This is a genomic window from Streptomyces hypolithicus (genome assembly GCF_052934925.1).
The window spans coordinates 4,913,754-4,931,992 of record NZ_CM128811.1 but is presented as its reverse complement, the minus strand read 5'-3'; the positions used below and the strand labels follow the sequence as shown (position 1 = coordinate 4,931,992).

Here is an 18,239-nt window from a genome sequence, read left to right as displayed (position 1 = left end):
CGAGCTGCCCCGGAGACGACACGCGGGCCCGTACTCCCCAGTAGGAGTACGGGCCCGCGTGCCGTGAGCCGCTTCGCAGCCCGTTACGCGGAGTCAGCGCCGCAGGGACTTCAGCGCCTTCCCGAGCAGTGCCTTGCGCTCCGCGGCGCCCGGCACGTGCTCCAGACCGAAGCCGAACAGCACGGTGTCACCCGTAGTGACCGCCGCGTAGGACTTGAACAGCTCCCCGGAGCGCGCCCAGTCGCCGCCTGTGGCGGGAGTTCCCTCGGGCGCTCCAGGGACGGTCCACGCCCCGAGCGAGATCTCGAATCCCTCGCCCTGCTGGTCGGTCCCGCCCACGTTCAGCCGGGTGTCGTCCGCGAAGACGCCACGGCCGCCGCTGCCGGGGTCGGTGATGGAGCCGAGTGCCAGCTCGACCTTCTTGCCCGCGTAGGCGCTGAGGTCGAAGGAGACCTGCTTCCAGCCGCCGGAGGAGCCGGTGAAGCTGTTCCAGGCGCCGCTCGTACCGGTCGCCTTGCAGCCGCCCGCCTCCAGCGTGAGGTAGTGCCGCAGGAAGGGGTGGCCGTTGATGAAGTAGCCCTGGTCGCACTCGGCGGGGACGGCTGCCTTCGTGGCGCCGCCCGCCTCCGGGAGCGTGGTCCAGTCGTCCGCGCCCACGGTGTGCGCCTCCAGGACCGCGTGGTCGTAGCCGCTCTCGGTGTTCCAGTTGAGGGCGAGCCGCAGCTGCGGCTTGTCGGCGGCGCCGACGCCGGTCAGGTCGACGGTACGGGCGAGGCGCTTCCAGTCGCCGTCCTCGTGCGTCGCGGAGGCCATCCACTGACCCGCGTAGGGGGCGTACGGGTTGACCACTCCGGCGTACGTGCCGGCCTGCGCACTCTTGAACTGCGGGAACTGCGCCGCCGGTAGCGTCTCCGAGGTGATGGTGTACGCGCCCGCCGCGTCGAGGGGGTTTTCGGGCGTTCCCGTGAGCGGACTTCCGGCGCCCGCGAGCGTTCCCGCACCGGTGAATCCGGTGGCGCCGGAGGCGTTCGTGCGACCGTAGGCGCCGAGGTAGTACTGGCTGAAGTCGTTCGTGACGGCCGGTCCCACGACCGCGTTGCCGCCGGCCAGTTCGCCCGCTTCGATCAGCTTGCCGCCCTCGTTGAGGAAGGCGCGTACGGCGAGCTGGGTGGGCCCTGACGGCGCTTTGGCGCCGGTGTAGTGCACAGCGGTGCGGAAGTGGGAGAGAACGCCGAGCGCGTGCGGGGCGCCCTGGGTGGCGACGTCCCAGACGGCCGCGGAACGCCCGTTGCCCTTGAGCGCGTCGACGTACTCCTGGGCGTGGCGCGCGGGGGCGCCCTCTTCGGCGATCACCAGGGTGTCGGCGCGGGGGCGTTCGGCGACCGTGTACGTGAACGGTTCGCTGGAGGTGCGCTTGCCGGCCTTGGTGCGGCCGGTGAACCAGACCTCCACCTCGTCGCCCGGCTCGGCGTCCTCGACCTCCGCGCGGTACGCGTCGAAGTGGAGGTTGTCCTCGCCGCCGTACGTCTCGCCGCCCTTCCAGCGCTCCAGGTCCTCGTCGTGCGTACGCCCGCCGTTGACGCGGTAGTTCAGCTCCTTGTCACGCACGGACCTGCGGGCGGTGACAGCGACCTCTTGGTCGCCGCCCCGCGCGAAGGAGGTGGTGAAGGGGTCGGCCGTGAAGTCGGGTGCGTCCAGGCCGACCGACGACGACGGCCGGTCGGGGTGCGCGGCGGTCTCGGCGACGGAGAGCGCGAAGGGCACGTTCTTGGCGAACTCCGCCTGGATCAGCTTCTCGTCGTCCGGGAAGTTGAAACCGGACTGGCAGTCCTCGGGCTTCCACCGGTCGTCGGGGTCCGAGTTCGACACCGTCTGGCAGGTGGTCATCTCAGGGGTGAACATCATCGTGCCATTGACGTTGGCCGCGTGGCCGTCGGCCTCACCGTTGGTGGTGTAGAGCTCGGAGGAGACCTGCGGGTGGTACCCGGGAACGGCGGGATTTTCGGGCGTTCCCGCGAGCGCCTTGTAGAGCACGTCGTCGGGGGTCGGGGTGGCGACCTGCCAGCCGACGCCGTAAAGGATCAGTTCGGCGGCGGAGTGGTAGTTGATGCCGTACTCGAAACCGATGCGCTTCTGGAAGCGGTCCAGCACCCGGGTCTCGGGCTCGGACATGGGAGACGCGCCGCGGTACGTGGCACTGGCCGGGTTCGGGGACGAGCCCTCGTTGTCGTAGCCCCACTTGTAGGCGAAGTTGCGGTTGAGGTCGACGCCGTCGCCGGGCGTGTACTTTCCGTCGGCGTCGATGTCACGCATGTTCTTGCGCCACAGGCGGTCGCCCGCCGGGTCGTGGGTCCAGTCGTACCCGTCGGGGTTCGCCGAAAGCAGGAACCACAGCTCCGTGGAGTCGACGATCTTCGTGACGCGACGGTCCTTGCCGTACCGGTCCAGGTAGTGATGCATCAGCCGCCGGGTCATCTCGGGGGTGATCCACTCACGGGCGTGCTGGTTGGACATGTACAGCACGGAGGGCTTGGCGCCGTCCTTCGTCTTCCGGGCGCCCTTGGTGAGCTTGAGGGCGAGGATGTCCTGGCCCTGGACGGTCTTGCCGATGGAGACGACCTTGGTGAGGCCGGGGTGCGCCTGAGCGGTCCTGACGATCTCCTCCCGGAGATTGCCCTTGCCGCTGTACGGGCGGTAGACGCCGTCCCCGGCGGCGGCGATGCGCGACTCCGTCCTCGCCGAGACCTTGCGCTCCGTGAGGTTCCTGACGCCCTTGGCGGCCAGGTCCTCGGCCTGGGCGTCGGTGAGGAAGAGCTCGACGCGCGCCGTGCCCTTCTCCGGTGCCCGCTCGCCCATTTCGTGGGCGTCCTGGCCGGCCGCGAGGAGCAGGGGTACCTGCTCCTTGGTGACGTCGGCGTTGAACACCTTGACGGCGTCGGCGCCCACGTCCGCGGCGGCGCCGGTGACGCCCCGCCCCTCTGCCTGGGCGACCGGTGCCACGGTCACGCCGCCGAGCAGCAATGCGCCCGCTGCGAGGATCGATCTCGCTCTGCGTCTCATGAGCCCCTCATGCCGTTGTGTGCCACGAAAGTGAACAGCGCCAGGCTCATGACAGTCCATGGTCATGTCAAGAGCGCGTACGGGCGCGTACGCAATGGGACAGAGGTACGAAATAGCCCCGCCGGCGCCCCCATGAGGGCGCCGGCGGGCTGTACGGACTGCTCCACCGGGTCAGCCGACCAGACCGTCGGCCATCTCCTCGGTGATGGTGGACTCCGTGCCGGGGATGCCCAGGTCCTGCGCCCGCTTGTCCGCCATCGCCAGCAGACGGCGGATCCGCCCCGCCACGGCGTCCTTGGTCAGCGGCGGGTCGGCGAGCGCGCCCAGCTCCTCCAGGGAGGCCTGCTTGTGGTCCATGCGCAGGCGGCCGGCGGCGGCCAGGTGCTCGGGGACCTCCTCGCCGAGGATCTCCAGCGCACGCCCCACCCGGGCACCCGCGGCCACCGCGGCCCGCGCGGAGCGCCGCAGATTCGCGTCGTCGAAATTGGCCAGGCGGTTGGCGGTGGCGCGGACCTCGCGGCGCATCCGCCGCTCCTCCCAGGCCAGCACCGACTCGTGCGCCCCGAGGCGGGTCAGCAGCGCGCCGATCGCGTCCCCGTCCCGTACGACGACCCGGTCCACGCCTCGCACCTCGCGCGCCTTGGCGCCGATGGAGAGCCTGCGGGCGGCGCCGACCAGGGCGAGTGCGGCCTCGGGCCCCGGGCAGGTCACCTCCAACGAGGACGAGCGGCCGGGCTCGGTGAGCGAACCGTGTGCGAGGAACGCACCGCGCCAGGCGGCTTCGGCGTCACAGGTCGCACCGGAGACGACCTGCGGGGGCAGGCCCCGGATGGGCCGGCCGCGGCCGTCGACGAGACCCGTCTGGCGCGCCAGCTGGTCGCCGCCGGCAACCACCCGAACGAGGTAGCGCGAACCGCGGCGCAGCCCGCTCGGCGCCATCACCACCAGCTCGGAGTGGTGGCCGAAAATCTCCAGGATGTCCTTCTTGAGCCTCCGGGCCGCGAAGCTGACGTCCAGCTCCGCTTCGATCACGATCCTGCCGCTCACCAGGTGCAGCCCGCCCGCGAACCGAAGAATCGCCGAGACCTCCGCCTTCCTGCAGCAGGTCCGGGTGACGGGGAGCCGGGAGATTTCGTCCTTCACCGCTGCCGTCATCGCCATGGGCCGATCCTTCCATGCATCCGAAAAATACGGTCGTACGCGGCGGCCAACAGCTCCGGATCGTGGATCGGAGAGCCGTCGGGCGCGGCGACCGGCGCCAGCTCGACCGCCGCGCCGAGCCGCTTGGCGGCATCGGAGAGGGACTCCCGGTCGGGCACGGCAGCCTCGTCGGCCAACACCACGTCCAGGGCGAGTTTAGGGGCGTGTCGTCCCAAAACCTCCAAATGACGCTGCGGAGAGAACCCATCGGTTTCGCCGGGTTGCGGAGCGAGGTTGAGCGAGAGGACCTTGCGGGCCTTCGTCGAGACCAGCGCGTCCAGCAGCTCGGGCACCAGCAGGTGCGGGATCACCGAGGAGAACCAGGAGCCCGGTCCGAGCACCACCCAGTCCGCGTCCAGGACGGCTGCGACCGCCTCCGGGACGGCCGGCGGGTCGTGCGGGACGAGATGCACCGACTGCACCTCGCCCGGGGTGAGCGCGACGGTCGCCTGACCGCGGACCGTGTCCACGTCGTCGGGGCGCCGGGGGTCGTGCCCCCGCACGAGCGCCTGGAGCTCCAGCGGCACCGCGGACATGGGCAGCACCCGGCCGTGCGCCCCCAGAAGCTTGCCGACCAGGTCCAGGGCCTGCACATGGTCGCCGAGCTGCTCCCAGAGGGCGACGATCAGCAGGTTGCCGACAGCGTGCTCGTGCAGGTCTCCGCGGCTGGAGAAGCGGTGCTGGATGACGCGGGCCCAGGTCTGGCCCCAGTCGTCGTCCCCGCACAGCGCCGCGAGCGCCTTGCGCAGGTCACCGGGCGGGAGTACGCCCAGCTCGTCCCGCAGCCGTCCGCTGGAGCCTCCGTCGTCGGCGACGGTGACCACGGCGGTCAGGTCGCCGGTGATGCGGCGCAGCGCGGTGAGCGACGCGGACAGACCCATACCGCCGCCGAGGGCGACGACCTTGGGCTGGGCGCCGCGCCCCCGCAGCGGCCGCGCGTCACTGCCGCGCAGCCGTCGCAGGCGGAGGTTGCGTCCGGTCACTCGCGCCCCATGTCCCGGTGGACGAGGACGGTCTCGACGCCTTCAAAGGACAGCCGGGCGGCGAGCTTCTCCGACATGGCGACGCTGCGGTGCTTGCCGCCCGTACAGCCGACGGCGATGGTCACGTAGCGCTTGCCCTCGCGGCGGTAGCCGGCGGCGATGAGCTGGAGCAGCTCGGTGTACTGGTCGAGGAACTCCTTGGCGCCGGGCTGGTTGAAGACATAACCGGAGACCTCTTCGTTGAGGCCTGTGAAGGGGCGCAGCTCGGGGACCCAGTGCGGGTTGGGCAGGAAGCGGCAGTCGACGACGAGGTCGGCGTCGACCGGCAGGCCGTACTTGTAGCCGAAGGACATGACGGTGGCGCGCAGCTGCGGCTCGTCGTCGCCGGCGAACTGGGCGTCCATCTTGGCGCGCAGTTCGTGGACGTTGAGGCTGGAGGTGTCGATGACCAGGTCGGCGTCGCCGCGCAGCTCGCGCAGCAGGTCGCGTTCGGCCGCGATGCCGTCGGTGATCCTGCCGTCGCCCTGGAGCGGGTGGGGGCGGCGTACGGACTCGAAGCGGCGTACCAGGGCGTCGTCCGAGGACTCCAGGAAGACGATGCGCCGGGTGACCTCCTTGGCGTCCAGGTCGGCGAGGGATTCGCGCAGGTTGTCGAAGAAGCGCCGGCCGCGGACGTCGACGACGACCGCGATCCTGGCCACGTTGCCCTGCGAGCGGGCGCCGAGCTCCACCATGGTGGGGATCAGGGCGGGCGGCAGGTTGTCGACGACGAACCAGCCGAGGTCTTCGAGGCACTTCGCGGCGGTACTGCGGCCCGCTCCCGACATGCCCGAGATGATCACCAGCTCGGGGATGGCCGGCTCGGTCGCCTCACCGGTCTCCCCGGTCGTGCCCGTACTCACGTGTGCTCCGTCTCCGTTGTGCTCAGTCATTCCTGCTGCCCCCGATCCGGCGGGGAGACCGCGGGTGCGGTCGCCGCGGGTTCCTCGTCGTGTTCAATGATCTCTCCTGTCGCCGTGTTCACGGCGGGTGCTGCCGGCGCGGCCCGAGCGAGCGCCGCGGCGACGGTCTCGGCCGTCTTGCGGCCTATCCCCGGGACCTCGCAGATCTGGTCGATTGTCGCCGACCGGAGCCTCTTCACCGACCCGAAGTGCTTGATCAGGGCCCGTTTGCGGGTGTCGCCGAGTCCGGCGACGGTATCGAGCGGACCGGCCCTGAAACGCTGGGCACGCTTGGTGCGCTGGTAGCGGATGGCGAAGTCGTGGGCCGTGTCGCGGACCCGCTGGAGGAGGTAGAGCCCTTCGCTGTTGCGCGGCAGCACCACCGGGTCGTCCTCGCCGGGCACCCAGACCTCCTCAAGGCGCTTGGCGAGGCCGCAGACGGCGACGTCGTCGATGCCGAGCTCGTCGAGGGCGCGCTGCGCGGCGGCCACCTGGGGCTGCCCCCCGTCGACGACGACGAGCTGCGGCGGGTACGCGAAACGCTTCGGCCTGCCGTCGTCCTCCAGTGCAGTGTCCGCCACAACCTCACCATCGGCGGGCCACTCCCCCGTCTTCTCCTTCTCCACGAGGTAGCGCCGGAAGCGACGGGTGAGCACTTCGTGCATGGCGCGGACGTCGTCCTGGCCCTCGAAGGTCTTGATCTGGAACCGCCGGTACTCACTCTTGCGGGGCAGACCGTCCTCGAAGACCACCATGGAGGCCACCACGTCGTCGCCCTGGAGGTGGGAGATGTCGAAGCACTCGACGCGCAGCGGGGCGGAGTCGAGACCGAGCGCCTCGGCGATCTCCTCCAGGGCGCGGGAGCGGGTCGTCAGGTCGGACGCCCGTTTGGTCTTGTGCAGTACGAGGGCCTGCTGGGCGTTGCGCTGGACCGTCGCCATCAGGTCCTTCTTGTCGCCGCGCTGTGGGATGCGCAATGACACCTGGGAACCACGCTTCTGCGCGAGCCACTGGGAGACCGCCGGGGCGTCCTCCGGGAGGGCGGGTACGAGGACCTCCTTGGGCACCGCGTCGCCCTGCTCCTCGCCGTAGAGCTGCTGGAGCGCGTGCTCGACGAGTCCGGCGGTGTCGACGGCCTCGACCTTGTCGGTGACCCAGCCGCGCTGGCCACGGACGCGTCCCCCCCGTACGTGGAAGATCTGGACGGCGGCTTCCAGCTCGTCCTCGGCGACAGCGATCAGGTCGGCGTCGGTGGCGTCGTTGAACACCACCGCGTTCTTCTCCAGGGCGCGGCGCAGAGCGCCGAGGTCGTCGCGCAGGCGGGCGGCCTTCTCGTACTCCATGTCCTCGGCGGCCTCGTGCATCTGCGCTTCGATGCGCTTGAGGTACTGGCCGGTGCGGCCGGCCATGAACTCGCAGAACTCGTCGGCGAGTTCGCGGTGCTCGTCGGGCGTGACGCGGCCGACGCAGGGTGCGGAACACTTGCCGATGTAGCCGAGGAGGCAGGGACGGCCGGTCCTGGCGGCGTTCTTGAAGACGCCGGCCGAGCAGGTGCGTACGGGGAAGACGCGGAGCATCAGGTCCACGGTCTCGCGGATCGCCCAGGCGTGTCCGTACGGACCGAAGTAGCGCACGCCCTTCCGCTTGGGGCCACGCATGACCTGCACCCTGGGGAACTCTTCCCCCAGAGTGACCGCCAGCGACGGGTAGCTCTTGTCGTCGCGGTACTTGACGTTGAAACGGGGGTCGTACTCCTTGATCCAGGAGTACTCCAGCTGAAGCGCCTCGACCTCGGTGGAGACCACGGTCCACTCGACGGAGGCGGCCGTGGTGACCATGGTGCGGGTGCGCGGGTGGAGGTTGGCCAAATCCTGGAAGTACGAGGACAGGCGCGGGCGCAGGCTTTTCGCCTTCCCGACGTAGATCACCCGGCGGTGGTCGTCACGGAACCTGTAGACCCCCGGCGAGTCGGGGATCTGTCCCGGCTTGGGGCGGTAGCTGGAGGGGTCTGCCATGTCTCACACCCTACTTGCGGGCAGTGACAGCGCGGGGGCGCCCAGGTGCGCGAGAGGTCAGGCTTCCGGGCTCGGCCCGGGGACCGCGACGAGCCTGCCGGCCTTGGCCTCGACCGGGATCGCAGGCAGCGGGACGGTTGCCGGCCCCCGCAGCACCTCACCCGTGGTGAGGTCGAACCGGCTGCCGTGGCACGGACAGTTACCCTCGCCCTTCTCGACCTTGTCCAGGACGCAGCCGGCGTGCGTGCACTGGGCGCTGAACGCCTTGAACTCTCCCTCGGCGGGGCAGCTGACGACGATGCGCTGCTCGCGGTAGAGCTTCGCACCACCGACGGGGACCTCGTCCGCGGCGCCGAGGGGCACCGGCGTGGACGGGAGGGGCTTGGCGCGGCCGAGCTTCGACTCGGTGGAGCACGCCGCCGCGCCCAGGCCGGCCGCGCCGGCGAGGGCGGCGCCCTTCAGCACGGTGCGGCGGGGGGCGAACTGGCCGGGCATGAGGTCTCCACACATCAAGAGCGCAAGCAGCGGGGGAAGCGTCCGGGACGCCGATGGCGCCGGTGACGGATCCGACGATACCGGCGAGGCTCGGCGGGCCCCGCGCGGGCTGTCCCGGCGGACGGCGATGGGTTACGTTCGGGCCGTGATCGTCGTCGCCGGAGAGTCGCTCATCGACCTGGTTCCGCAAGGGACGTGCGGCGCGGGCGCACTGGCGCCACTGCTGCCGCGGCTGGGCGGCGGACCGTACAACACCGCGATCGCCCTGGGGCGGCTGGGCTCGGGCGCGGCGTTCTGCTCCCGGGTCTCGACGGACGGCTTCGGCGAAGCGCTCCTGGGCGGGCTGCGGGCGGCTCAGGCGGACACGTCCTTGGTCCAGCGCGGCCCCGAGCCGACGACGCTGGCGGTGGCGACGCTGGGGGCTGACGGATCGGCGGGCTACGGGTTCTACGCCGAGGGCAGCGCGGACCGGCTGTTCGAGCTCCCGGAGGAGCTTCCGGCCGGCGTACGGGCCGTCGCGTTCGGCACCTGCTCGCTGGTCCTGGAGCCGGGGGCGAGTGCGTACGAGGCGCTGCTGCGGCGGGAGGCGGGGCGGGGGCTGTTCACCCTCCTGGACCCGAACATCAGGCCCGGCCTGATCCCGGACGCCGACGCCTACCGGGCCCGCTTCCGGAGCTGGCTGCCCCATGTCTCGGTGCTGAAGCTGTCGGAGGACGACGCGCGCTGGCTGGGCGGGTCCGTGGACGAGTGGCTGGCGGCCGGTCCGTCGGCGGTGGTGCTGACGCGGGGTGCGGCAGGGCTGACGGTACGTGCACGGTCCGGCTCGGAGGTGACCGTACCGGCGGCGGTGCGGGGCGGCGCGGTGGCCGACACGATCGGCGCCGGTGACACCGTGAGCGCGGCGGTGCTGCACCGGCTTTCAGGCCTGGGTGCGCTGTCGGTGCGGGGGGTGGAGGCGCTCGACGGGGCCGCGTGGGGCGACACGCTGGCTTTCGCGGCCCGGGCGGCGGCGGTCACGTGCCGCGGGTGCCGAGCCGCCGTGGGCGCGGGAAATGACGCCCTGACGCCTTCGGGCGTGTCCTCAAACGCCGGACGGGCTTGAATGTGCCGCAAGCGCGGCAGCATCCAGCCCTCCGGCGAGTCAGGGGCGGGGCCCTGGGGTGGAGCCCCCACGCAGCGGAGTCGCACAACGTCACGGCGGGAAGGGGCGGGTCGGGGCGGCAAAAAGCCCCGCCGGGGCCCCCGCGGCCGTACGTCAGGCCCGGCGAGCGCGGACTGCCTTCTCGGCCGGGGCCTTGGCGACCGCCGCCTTCTTCTTCGCCGGCGCCCGCTTCTTCGCCGGAGTCGCGTCGCTCACCCGGTCCCCCAGGATGTCCCTGAGGAACTTGCCTGTGTGGCTCGTCGGCACGGCCGCCACCTGCTCCGGTGTGCCCTCGGCGATGACCAGGCCACCCCCGTTGCCGCCCTCGGGCCCCATGTCGACGACCCAGTCCGCCGTCTTGATGACGTCCATGTTGTGCTCGATGACGATCACCGAGTTGCCCTTGTCGACCAGGCCCGACAGGACCGTGATGAGTTTCGAGATGTCCTCGAAGTGCAGACCCGTGGTCGGCTCGTCCAGGACGTACACCGTGCGGCCGGTGGACCGCTTCTGGAGTTCGGACGCGAGCTTCACGCGCTGCGCCTCGCCGCCCGACAGGGTCGGCGCGGACTGGCCGAGGCGGACGTACCCCAGTCCCACCTCGTTGAGGGTCCGCAGGTGACGGGCGATCTTGGGAACGGCCTCGAAGAAGCCCAGGGCCTCCTCGATCGGCATGTCCAGCACCTCGGCGATGGACTTGCCCTTGTAGTGGACTTCGAGCGTCTCGCGGTTGTAGCGCGCCCCGTGGCAGACCTCGCACGGGACGTACACGTCCGGCAGGAAGTTCATCTCGATCTTGATCGTGCCGTCGCCCGAGCAGTTCTCGCAGCGCCCGCCCTTGACGTTGAAGGAGAACCGGCCCGGCAGATAGCCGCGCACCTTCGCCTCCATCGTCTCGGCGAACAGCTTGCGGACGTTGTCGAAGACACCTGTGTACGTCGCCGGGTTCGAGCGGGGCGTGCGGCCGATCGGCGACTGGTCGACGTGGACCACCTTGTCGACGAGGTCATCGCCCTCCACGCGGGTGTGACGGCCGGGCACCGTGCGGGCGCCGTTCAGTTCGCGGGCCAGGTGCGTGTAGAGGATGTCGTTGACCAGCGTCGACTTTCCGGAGCCCGAGACGCCGGTGACAGCCGTCAGTACACCCAGCGGGAACGACACGTCGATGTCGCGCAGGTTGTTCTCCCGCGCGCCGTGGACGGTGAGCTGCCGCGACGGGTCCACGGGGCGGCGGATGTCCGGCATGGCGATGGCCCGCTTGCCGGCCAGGTACTGGCCGGTGATCGACTCCTTGTTGGCCAGCAGCTCCTTCAGCGAGCCGCTGTGCACGACCTTGCCGCCGTGCTCACCGGCGCCGGGGCCGATGTCGACGATCCAGTCGGCCACCTTGATGGTGTCCTCGTCGTGCTCGACGACGATCAGCGTGTTGCCCATGTCCCGGAGCCGGACCAGCGTCTCGATGAGGCGGTGGTTGTCGCGCTGGTGCAGGCCGATGGACGGCTCGTCCAGGACGTACAGCACGCCGACGAGGCCGGAGCCGATCTGGGTGGCGAGGCGGATGCGCTGGGCCTCGCCGCCGGAGAGAGTGCCGGCCGCGCGGTTGAGGGACAGGTAGTCCAGGCCCACGTCGACCAGGAACTTCAGCCGCTCGTTGACCTCCTTCAGCACGCGTTCGGCGATCTTCTTGTCGCGGGCGTCCAGCTTCAGCCGGGCCAGGAAGTCCGCGCAGTCGCTGATCGACATCGCGGACACCTCGGCGATGGACTTCTCCATGACCGTGACCGCGAGGACGAGGGGCTTGAGGCGGGTGCCCTCGCACGTCGGGCAGGGCACCTCGCGCATGTAGCCCTCGAAGCGCTCCCTGCTGGAGTCGCTCTCGGCCTCGGAGTGACGCCGCTTGACGAAGGGCACCGCGCCCTCGAAGGCGGTGGTGTACGCCCGCTCGCGCCCGTACCTGTTGCGGTAGCGGACCTCGATCTGGGTCTTGTGGCCGTACAGCAGCGCCTTCTTCGCTCGCTGCGGCAGTCCGGCCCAGGGGATGTCCGTACGGAAGCCCAGGGCGTCCGCGAGCGCGCCGACGAGGCGGGCGAAGTAGTCCTTGGTGTGCCCGTGGGACCACGGGTTGATCGCGCCCTCGTCGAGGGACTTGTCCTCGTCCGGGACGATCAGCTCGGCGTCGACCTCCATGCGGGTGCCGATGCCGGTGCAGTCCGGGCAGGCGCCGAAGGGCGAGTTGAACGAGAAGGACCTGGGCTCCAGCTCTTCGAACGACAGGCCGTCGTACGTGCAGTAGAGGTGCTCGGAGTACATCCGCTCACGCTCGGGGTCCTCGGCCGGGAGGTCGACGAAGTCGAGGATGACCATGCCGCCGGCCAGGCCGAGAGCGGTCTCCACGGAGTCCGTGAGGCGGCGCTTGGCGCTGTCCTTCACCGTCAGGCGGTCGATGACCACCTCGATGGTGTGCTTCTCCTGCTTCTTCAGCTTGGGCGGCTCGCTCAGCTGGATGGTCTCGCCGTCCACCCGTGCGCGGCTGTAGCCCTTGGTCTGGAGGTCGGCGAAGAGGTCGACGAACTCGCCCTTGCGCTCGCGCACCAGGGGCGACAGTACCTGGAAGCGGCTGCCCTCGGGCAGCTCCAGGACCTTGTCGACGATGGCCTGCGGCGACTGGCGGGCGATGGGCCGGCCGCACTCGGGACAGTGCGGCTTGCCGATACGGGCGAAGAGCAGGCGGAGGTAGTCGTAGACCTCGGTGATGGTGCCGACCGTCGAGCGCGGGTTGCGCGAGGTCGACTTCTGGTCGATGGACACCGCGGGCGACAGACCCTCGATGAAGTCCACGTCGGGCTTGTCCATCTGCCCCAGGAACTGCCGGGCGTACGAGGAGAGCGACTCGACGTAACGGCGCTGCCCCTCGGCGAAGATCGTGTCGAACGCGAGGGACGACTTGCCCGACCCGGACAGCCCGGTGAACACGATGAGGGAGTCACGCGGGAGGTCGAGCGAGACGTTCTTGAGGTTGTGCTCGCGAGCGCCACGAACGATGAGACGGTCGGCCACGCCGGTCCGCACCTTTCTTCAGAGAGGCAGAGAGACTGAGCCCCCACGATCTCGGACGGTTCTCAGGCTATGGGGGGTAACCACAGTGATGTTGTGAGGATTCCTGATGCCTCCGACGAGCCTATAGCACGTGCATTCGATTTACAGCGTTGCCCAAACGGGTTCACCCGATCGTGTGGCCGGACTATCGTCGACACCATGAACGATCATGTGCGCGACCTGGCCTCTGTACGCGAAGCGACCGACCGGCTCCTCGCCGCTGCCGGCAAGCTGGACAACGGCGCCGTGAGCGAAGCGTCACGGCTGCCCGGCTGGACCCGTGGCCATCTGCTGGCCCACGTCGCCCGTAACGCGGACGCCCTCGTGAACGTCCTGGCGGGCCGTCCCATGTATGCCGACGCACAGGTCCGCGACGCCGACATCGAGCGTGACGCACACCGCCCCCTCGCCTTGCACCTCGAGGATGTCCGTGACAGCGCGGCCCGCTTCGACGAGGCGGCCGCCGTCCCCGCCGACTGGTCCCGTACGGTCGCCCTGCGCAACGGCGTCACGGACGCGGCCTCCCGCATCCCCTTCCGGCGGCTCGTCGAGGTCGAGCTGCACCATGTCGACCTGGGGGCGGGCTACGAGCTGGAAGATCTGCCGGAGGAGTTCACGCATCGCGAGACCGCCTTCCTCGCCGAGCGGTTCACGGGAAACCCCGACGTTCCCACGATGCTGCTCACCTCACCCGAGGGACAGCAGTGGCGTACGGGCCGCGGCGAAGGCGTTCCCGTGAACGTCGCCGGCCCGGTGCCCGATCTGATGGGCTGGCTCGCCGGCCGCCGCGACGGCGCCGCCCTGGACAGCGCGGGAGGCCCGCTGCCCGTTCTGCCGCGGCTATAGGCTGAGCCCATGACGTACAGCGGAACGGTGCGGGTCGGCGGTCCTGCGGACGTGCACGAGCTCACGGACCTGATGATCTCCAAGGTCGCCGTCGGGTCCTCGAACAACAACGCGTACCTGCTGCGCTGCCGGGACACCGGTGAGCAGCTGCTGATCGACGCGGCCGCCGAACCGCGCACGCTGCTGCGGCTGATCGGTGACGACGGCATCGCGTCCGTCGTCACCACGCACCGCCACGGCGACCACTGGCAGGCGCTGTCCGAGGTCGTCGCGGCAACCGGGGCCCGCACCCACGCGGGTCGCCACGACGCGGAAGGCATCCCGGTGCCCACCGATGTGCTGCTGGAGGACGGCGACACCGTCCGGGTCGGGCATGTAGAGCTCACTGCCCGCCACCTGGCGGGTCACACGCCGGGCTCTGTCGCCCTCGTCTACGACGACTCGCACGGGCACCCGCATGTCTTCACCGGGGACTGTCTCTTCCCCGGTGGTGTGGGAAACACCTGGAAGGACCCGGAGGCCTTCGCGAGCCTGCTCGGCGGCGTCGAGGAGAAGCTCTTCGGGCGGCTGCCGGACGAGACCTGGGTCTATCCCGGTCACGGCGCCGACACCACGCTGGGCGCCGAGCGACCGCACCTGGCCGAGTGGCGCATGCGCGGCTGGTAGCACCCTGGTGGGAGACCACCACCGCTGAGAGACCACTGCTGCGAGCCTGCTCGCGGGTGCCGGGGCCGACTGCTTCCGCCGCCGCCATGTTCGCGGTGTCGCCGCCTGCCTGCCGGAGCTGTACGAGCCGAGGGTGCGCTGCACCGGGGCGGCCGTCGGTTACAACCTGGCGGGGGTTCTGGGCGGCGCGCTGACTCCGCTCGTGGCGACTGCGGCGGCGCAGGGCGACGGTACGCCATGGGGTGTGGCGGCGTACCTGACCGCCGTCGCCCTGCTCAGCCTGGGCTGTTTCGCGCTCCTGCCGGAGACCCGGCCGGCGCCCGGCGCCGTACCGGAGACGGCCACGGCCTGACCGCACCGGCCGGTGCGGTCAGGCCGTGGGCGACCCGGGCGTCAGGACCCGACGCTCTCCTTGTCGGCGGCCGTCGCCGCCTCCGCCTCCGCACGCTGCTCCGCCTTCTTGTTGGCGATGAGGCTCGTGATCGTGGTCACGATCAGCACGCCGCAGATGACCGTCAGCGAGAAGGGGATGGAGATCTCGGGCACGTGGACCCCGGACTCATGCAGTGCGTGCAGCACCAGCTTGACGCCGATGAAGCCCAGGATGACGGACAGGCCGTAGCTCAGGTGGACCAGCTTCTTGAGCAGTCCGCCGATGAGGAAGTACAGCTGCCGCAGACCCATCAGGGCGAAGGCGTTGGCCGTGAAGACGATGTACGGGTCCTGGGTGAGGCCGAAGATCGCGGGGATGGAGTCCAGCGCGAACAGCACGTCGGTGGTGCCGATGGCGAGCATGACCACCATCAGCGGGGTCAGGACGCGCTTGCCGTTCTTCCGGATGAAGAGCTTGGTGCCGTGGTACTGGTCGGCGACGCCGAAGCGCTTCTCGATGGACTTCAGGAGGCGGTTCTCCTCGAACTCCTCCTCCTCGTCGTCGGCGCGCGCTTCCTGGATCAGCTTCCAGGCGGTGTAGATCAGGAACGCACCGAAGATGTAGAAGACCCACGAGAAGTTGGCGATGACCGCGGCGCCGGCGGCGATGAATATCGCGCGCAGGACCAGAGCGATCAGCACGCCGACGAGCAGAACGCGCTGCTGCAGGTGGGACGGCACCGAGAACTTCGCCATGATCAGAACGAAAACGAAGAGATTGTCGACGCTGAGCGATTTCTCGGTGATGAAGCCGGCGAAGAACTCTCCGGATGCCTGTGTGGTACCGAATATCAGGAGTCCGAGACCGAAGAGCACCGCCAGGACGATCCAGACGACTGTCCAGATCCCGGCTTCCTTGACGGACACGTCATGGGGCTTGCGCCCGATGAGGAAGTCCACTGCGATCAGGGCGACCAGACCAAGAATGGTCAGCACCCACAGGGTCATTGAAACGTCCACTGCGCCTCCGGCAGATAGCTACGGCAACTCGTTCAGCGTCGTCGCTGCCGGAGGTCTCTTCCACCCGGGCGCGATCACCGCGCGCCGCGGGCCGACGCCCCGGGACCGATGGCGGTCCGTATTGACGGGTACGTCGCAGCCGGGAGTACTCCCCTCCGCTCCACGAAGAGTACAGGAATACCCAAGAGAAGGTAAAGGGATGGGTAAGGAGTACCCAAGGCTCTAGGGAGTGTTTTAGAAGCAGCGTCGTCCGCCCGGAGGGCGGGTTCGGCGTGGTCTGGTGCGTGCGATCGCAAGGCGCCGGGACAGTCTCGTAGCGGAGCTACTAGGGCATTTCGGCAACGCGGCGAGGATGGGGGCTCCCCTGGTCGAGCGGAGCCGAGACCTTGGGGAAGTGCCAGACCACGCGAGACAGACGGGACTTCTAAAACACGACCTAGGTCAGCGCCGCAGTTCCCGCCTGGCGGCTGCCACCTGTGCGAGGACATCGCGCACGACCCGGCTGCCGGGCGGCGGGAGCCGTGGCTCGTACGTCCAGGTGTGGCCCACCCAGGGGTCGATCAGGTGGTCGTCGGGCACCGGCGTGACACGCAGCAGAGAACGCCACAGGGGGTCGAGCACCGGTCCGTACGCACTCGCGTCCTCGCGGTCGGCGACCATCATCAGGTGCACGCCGACCGCCGGGCCCTCGTCGGCGAGGTAGCGCAGCTGGGTGACGGCGCGGTCGTCGAAGCCGTGCGGGAAGTCGTTGACGATGAGTAGTTGCTCGGCGGTGTCCAGACCGGGCGGGAGCGAGTCCGCCGCCCCTCCCCGGACCGCCATCTGCACCAGGTCCACCCGCTGTGTGAGCTTGGCCAGGACGGCTGTCACGCCCTGGGCGCCTGCCGCGGGCGGGGCGTCGAGCACCCCCGACGTTGTCAGTGGCGCCAGTTCGGCCGCGCCCGTCCCCGCCGGATCGATGACATGGACGGTGAACTCACCGGCGGGATACACGGCCAGCAGGCGTGTGGCGTGCGCGGCGGCGGTCCGCATGGCTGCCGCGCGCAGTTCGTCGGACTCCGTCATCATCGCGGCCTCGGAGCCCGTACGGCCGCTGTCGATCCACAGGCCGCGCTCCAGCGGGAGGCGCACCAGCATGGGGATGCACAGGCCCGGCCGCTCGGGCAGACGCAGATCACCGAGGCGCAGCGCCATGGGGATCTCCATCGGAACCTGGTGGGCGTGCCAGACCTGGCTGTCCCAGGAGGCGAAGGCCGCGGGCAGGGCGGGCTCGACCACCGCCGCCTCGGCGGCGAGCTGGGCGAGGTCGCGCTCCAATACGTCGCGGGCCCGGTCCACTAGCGCGTCGTGCTTGGCGCGGGCCGCCTCGCGAGCGGCGGCCCCCGTGGCGGCGATCCGGTTGCGTGGGTCGGACAGTACGGCGTCGAGCTCCTGCTCCTGGCGGGACTCGGCGAAGTCGACGGCGCTGCGATACGCCGCGGTGGTGCGGGCCAGGTCTTCGAACATGCCCCACACCTGGTTGTACAGCCGCTCCTCCATGGTCCAGCCGGTCGCGTCACCGGCGACGGGCCGGGGGTGCTGCCCCGCGGTGGCGGCAGGCGCGGTGGCGGGTGGCGCGGTGGGCGGTGTGGGCGCGCCGGCGCGGCGGCGGGGGTGCGCATAGTCGATGGGGCTGCTCGCGGCGGTGGCGCGGCTGCCCGGTGGGGTGGCCGGCGGCGGGACCGGCAGGGACCTGGCCAGGCTGCTGCTGACCGCGTCCTGGATGGCGGCGGCGAGCCCGTACGCTCCGGGCAGCCCCTGATCGGCGAGCATCTCGGCGAGCCCGCCGGCGTACCCCTGGCCCACGGCGCGCACCTTCCAGCCGCCCTGCCTGCGGTAGAGCTCCAGGGCGACGACTGCCGACTCGGAGTCGAGTCCGGTCACGGTGTACCCGGCGATCTCGGCCCCGTCGGGCCCGGTCACGGACACGAAGGGGGCTGGGAGGGCGCCGAAGCGGGCGGGAGCTTCTGCGCCGAGCGGGAGCGCGAGCAGCACGTACACCCGGTGGACGGCTGCGGGCAACTCGCCGAGATCGACGGCGAGCCGGTGCTGGGCAGCGGCCTGCCGGGACACCTCGATCCCGGGGAGGTTCGGCGATCCGGGGTGGGCGACCCACTCCGTGCCGCGCACGATGCCGCCCTCGTCACCGAGGCCGGCGCCGGCGACGACCGGCTGTCCCGCCGAAACCCGGATCTCCAGACGCGCCTGGGGCAAGGGGTGGTTCTGCCCCCGGACCAGCTCGGCCCTCATCGCGTGTCTCCCCCGTGTCGCTGTGTCGCTGTGTTGCTATGCCGGCGTGTCGCGTAGTCGGTCAGCTGTCGCCGCAGGGGCGCGACAGGCGCAACTCCCGGCGGCAGGCTGCCTC

The 18,239-nt window shown here is 70.5% G+C and carries 11 protein-coding genes and 2 pseudogenes; 4 read left to right on the top strand and 9 right to left on the bottom strand.

The window, feature by feature from the left end:
- Positions 1 to 93: 93 nt before the first annotated feature.
- The 6 genes from ACU6WZ_RS23190 to ACU6WZ_RS23165 all read right to left on the bottom strand — a co-directional run bounded on the left by ACU6WZ_RS23190 (position 94) and on the right by ACU6WZ_RS23165 (position 8,694).
- On the bottom strand, positions 94 to 3,060 hold the full coding sequence (locus ACU6WZ_RS23190) for a M14 family metallopeptidase (protein WP_447030096.1): 2,967 nt from the start codon (positions 3,058 to 3,060) through the stop codon (positions 94 to 96).
- A gap of 171 nt (positions 3,061 to 3,231) precedes the next feature.
- Positions 3,232 to 4,221, bottom strand: a complete 990-nt coding sequence (gene whiA / locus ACU6WZ_RS23185) for a DNA-binding protein WhiA (RefSeq protein ID WP_028813910.1) — start codon at positions 4,219 to 4,221, stop codon at positions 3,232 to 3,234.
- Positions 4,212 to 5,243, bottom strand: coding sequence for a gluconeogenesis factor YvcK family protein (locus ACU6WZ_RS23180; RefSeq protein ID WP_447030095.1), 1,032 nt, complete (start codon positions 5,241 to 5,243; stop codon positions 4,212 to 4,214). Before ACU6WZ_RS23180 ends, whiA begins: the two co-directional genes overlap by 10 nt.
- On the bottom strand, positions 5,240 to 6,175 hold the full coding sequence (gene rapZ / locus ACU6WZ_RS23175; protein WP_447030094.1) for an RNase adapter RapZ: 936 nt from the start codon (positions 6,173 to 6,175) through the stop codon (positions 5,240 to 5,242). The genes ACU6WZ_RS23180 and rapZ overlap by 4 nt, the downstream gene beginning before the upstream one ends.
- On the bottom strand, positions 6,172 to 8,199 hold the full coding sequence (gene uvrC / locus ACU6WZ_RS23170; protein WP_447030093.1) for an excinuclease ABC subunit UvrC: 2,028 nt from the start codon (positions 8,197 to 8,199) through the stop codon (positions 6,172 to 6,174). The genes rapZ and uvrC overlap by 4 nt, the downstream gene beginning before the upstream one ends.
- A 57-nt stretch (positions 8,200 to 8,256) precedes the next feature.
- Entirely contained in the window at positions 8,257 to 8,694 is a 438-nt protein-coding gene (locus ACU6WZ_RS23165) for a Rieske (2Fe-2S) protein (protein WP_447030091.1), read from the bottom strand.
- Between the two features lie 145 nt (positions 8,695 to 8,839).
- Between ACU6WZ_RS23165 and ACU6WZ_RS23160 the strand changes: the two are divergent.
- Positions 8,840 to 9,758: pseudogene (locus ACU6WZ_RS23160) on the top strand (carbohydrate kinase family protein).
- Between the two features lie 191 nt (positions 9,759 to 9,949).
- On the opposite strand, the gene uvrA reads toward ACU6WZ_RS23160, so the two are convergent.
- A complete protein-coding gene (gene uvrA, locus ACU6WZ_RS23155; RefSeq protein ID WP_447030090.1) occupies positions 9,950 to 12,892 on the bottom strand; it encodes an excinuclease ABC subunit UvrA in 2,943 nt (980 codons plus the stop codon).
- Between the two features lie 198 nt (positions 12,893 to 13,090).
- On the opposite strand from uvrA, the gene ACU6WZ_RS23150 reads away from it, so the two are divergent.
- The 3 genes and pseudogenes from ACU6WZ_RS23150 to ACU6WZ_RS23140 all read left to right on the top strand — a co-directional run.
- The gene (locus ACU6WZ_RS23150; protein WP_447030089.1) at positions 13,091 to 13,777 is read left to right on the top strand and encodes a maleylpyruvate isomerase family mycothiol-dependent enzyme; all 687 of its coding nucleotides are present in this window, start codon (positions 13,091 to 13,093) and stop codon (positions 13,775 to 13,777) included.
- Positions 13,778 to 13,786: 9 nt separating this feature from the next.
- Entirely contained in the window at positions 13,787 to 14,443 is a 657-nt protein-coding gene (locus ACU6WZ_RS23145) for an MBL fold metallo-hydrolase (RefSeq protein ID WP_447030088.1), read from the top strand.
- A 97-nt stretch (positions 14,444 to 14,540) separates the two neighbouring features.
- A pseudogene (locus tag ACU6WZ_RS23140) lies at positions 14,541 to 14,795 on the top strand (MFS transporter); the annotation flags it as partial.
- A 41-nt stretch (positions 14,796 to 14,836) separates the two neighbouring features.
- Here ACU6WZ_RS23140 and ACU6WZ_RS23135 read toward each other — a convergent pair.
- Together ACU6WZ_RS23135 and ACU6WZ_RS23130 are read right to left on the bottom strand one after the other, a co-directional pair.
- Positions 14,837 to 15,835: a TerC family protein gene (locus ACU6WZ_RS23135; RefSeq protein ID WP_447030087.1), complete on the bottom strand. Its 999-nt coding sequence runs from the start codon at positions 15,833 to 15,835 to the stop codon at positions 14,837 to 14,839.
- 441 nt (positions 15,836 to 16,276) lie between these two features.
- On the bottom strand, positions 16,277 to 18,124 hold the full coding sequence (locus tag ACU6WZ_RS23130; RefSeq protein ID WP_447030086.1) for a TerD family protein: 1,848 nt from the start codon (positions 18,122 to 18,124) through the stop codon (positions 16,277 to 16,279).
- Between the last annotated feature and the right edge of the window lie 115 nt (positions 18,125 to 18,239).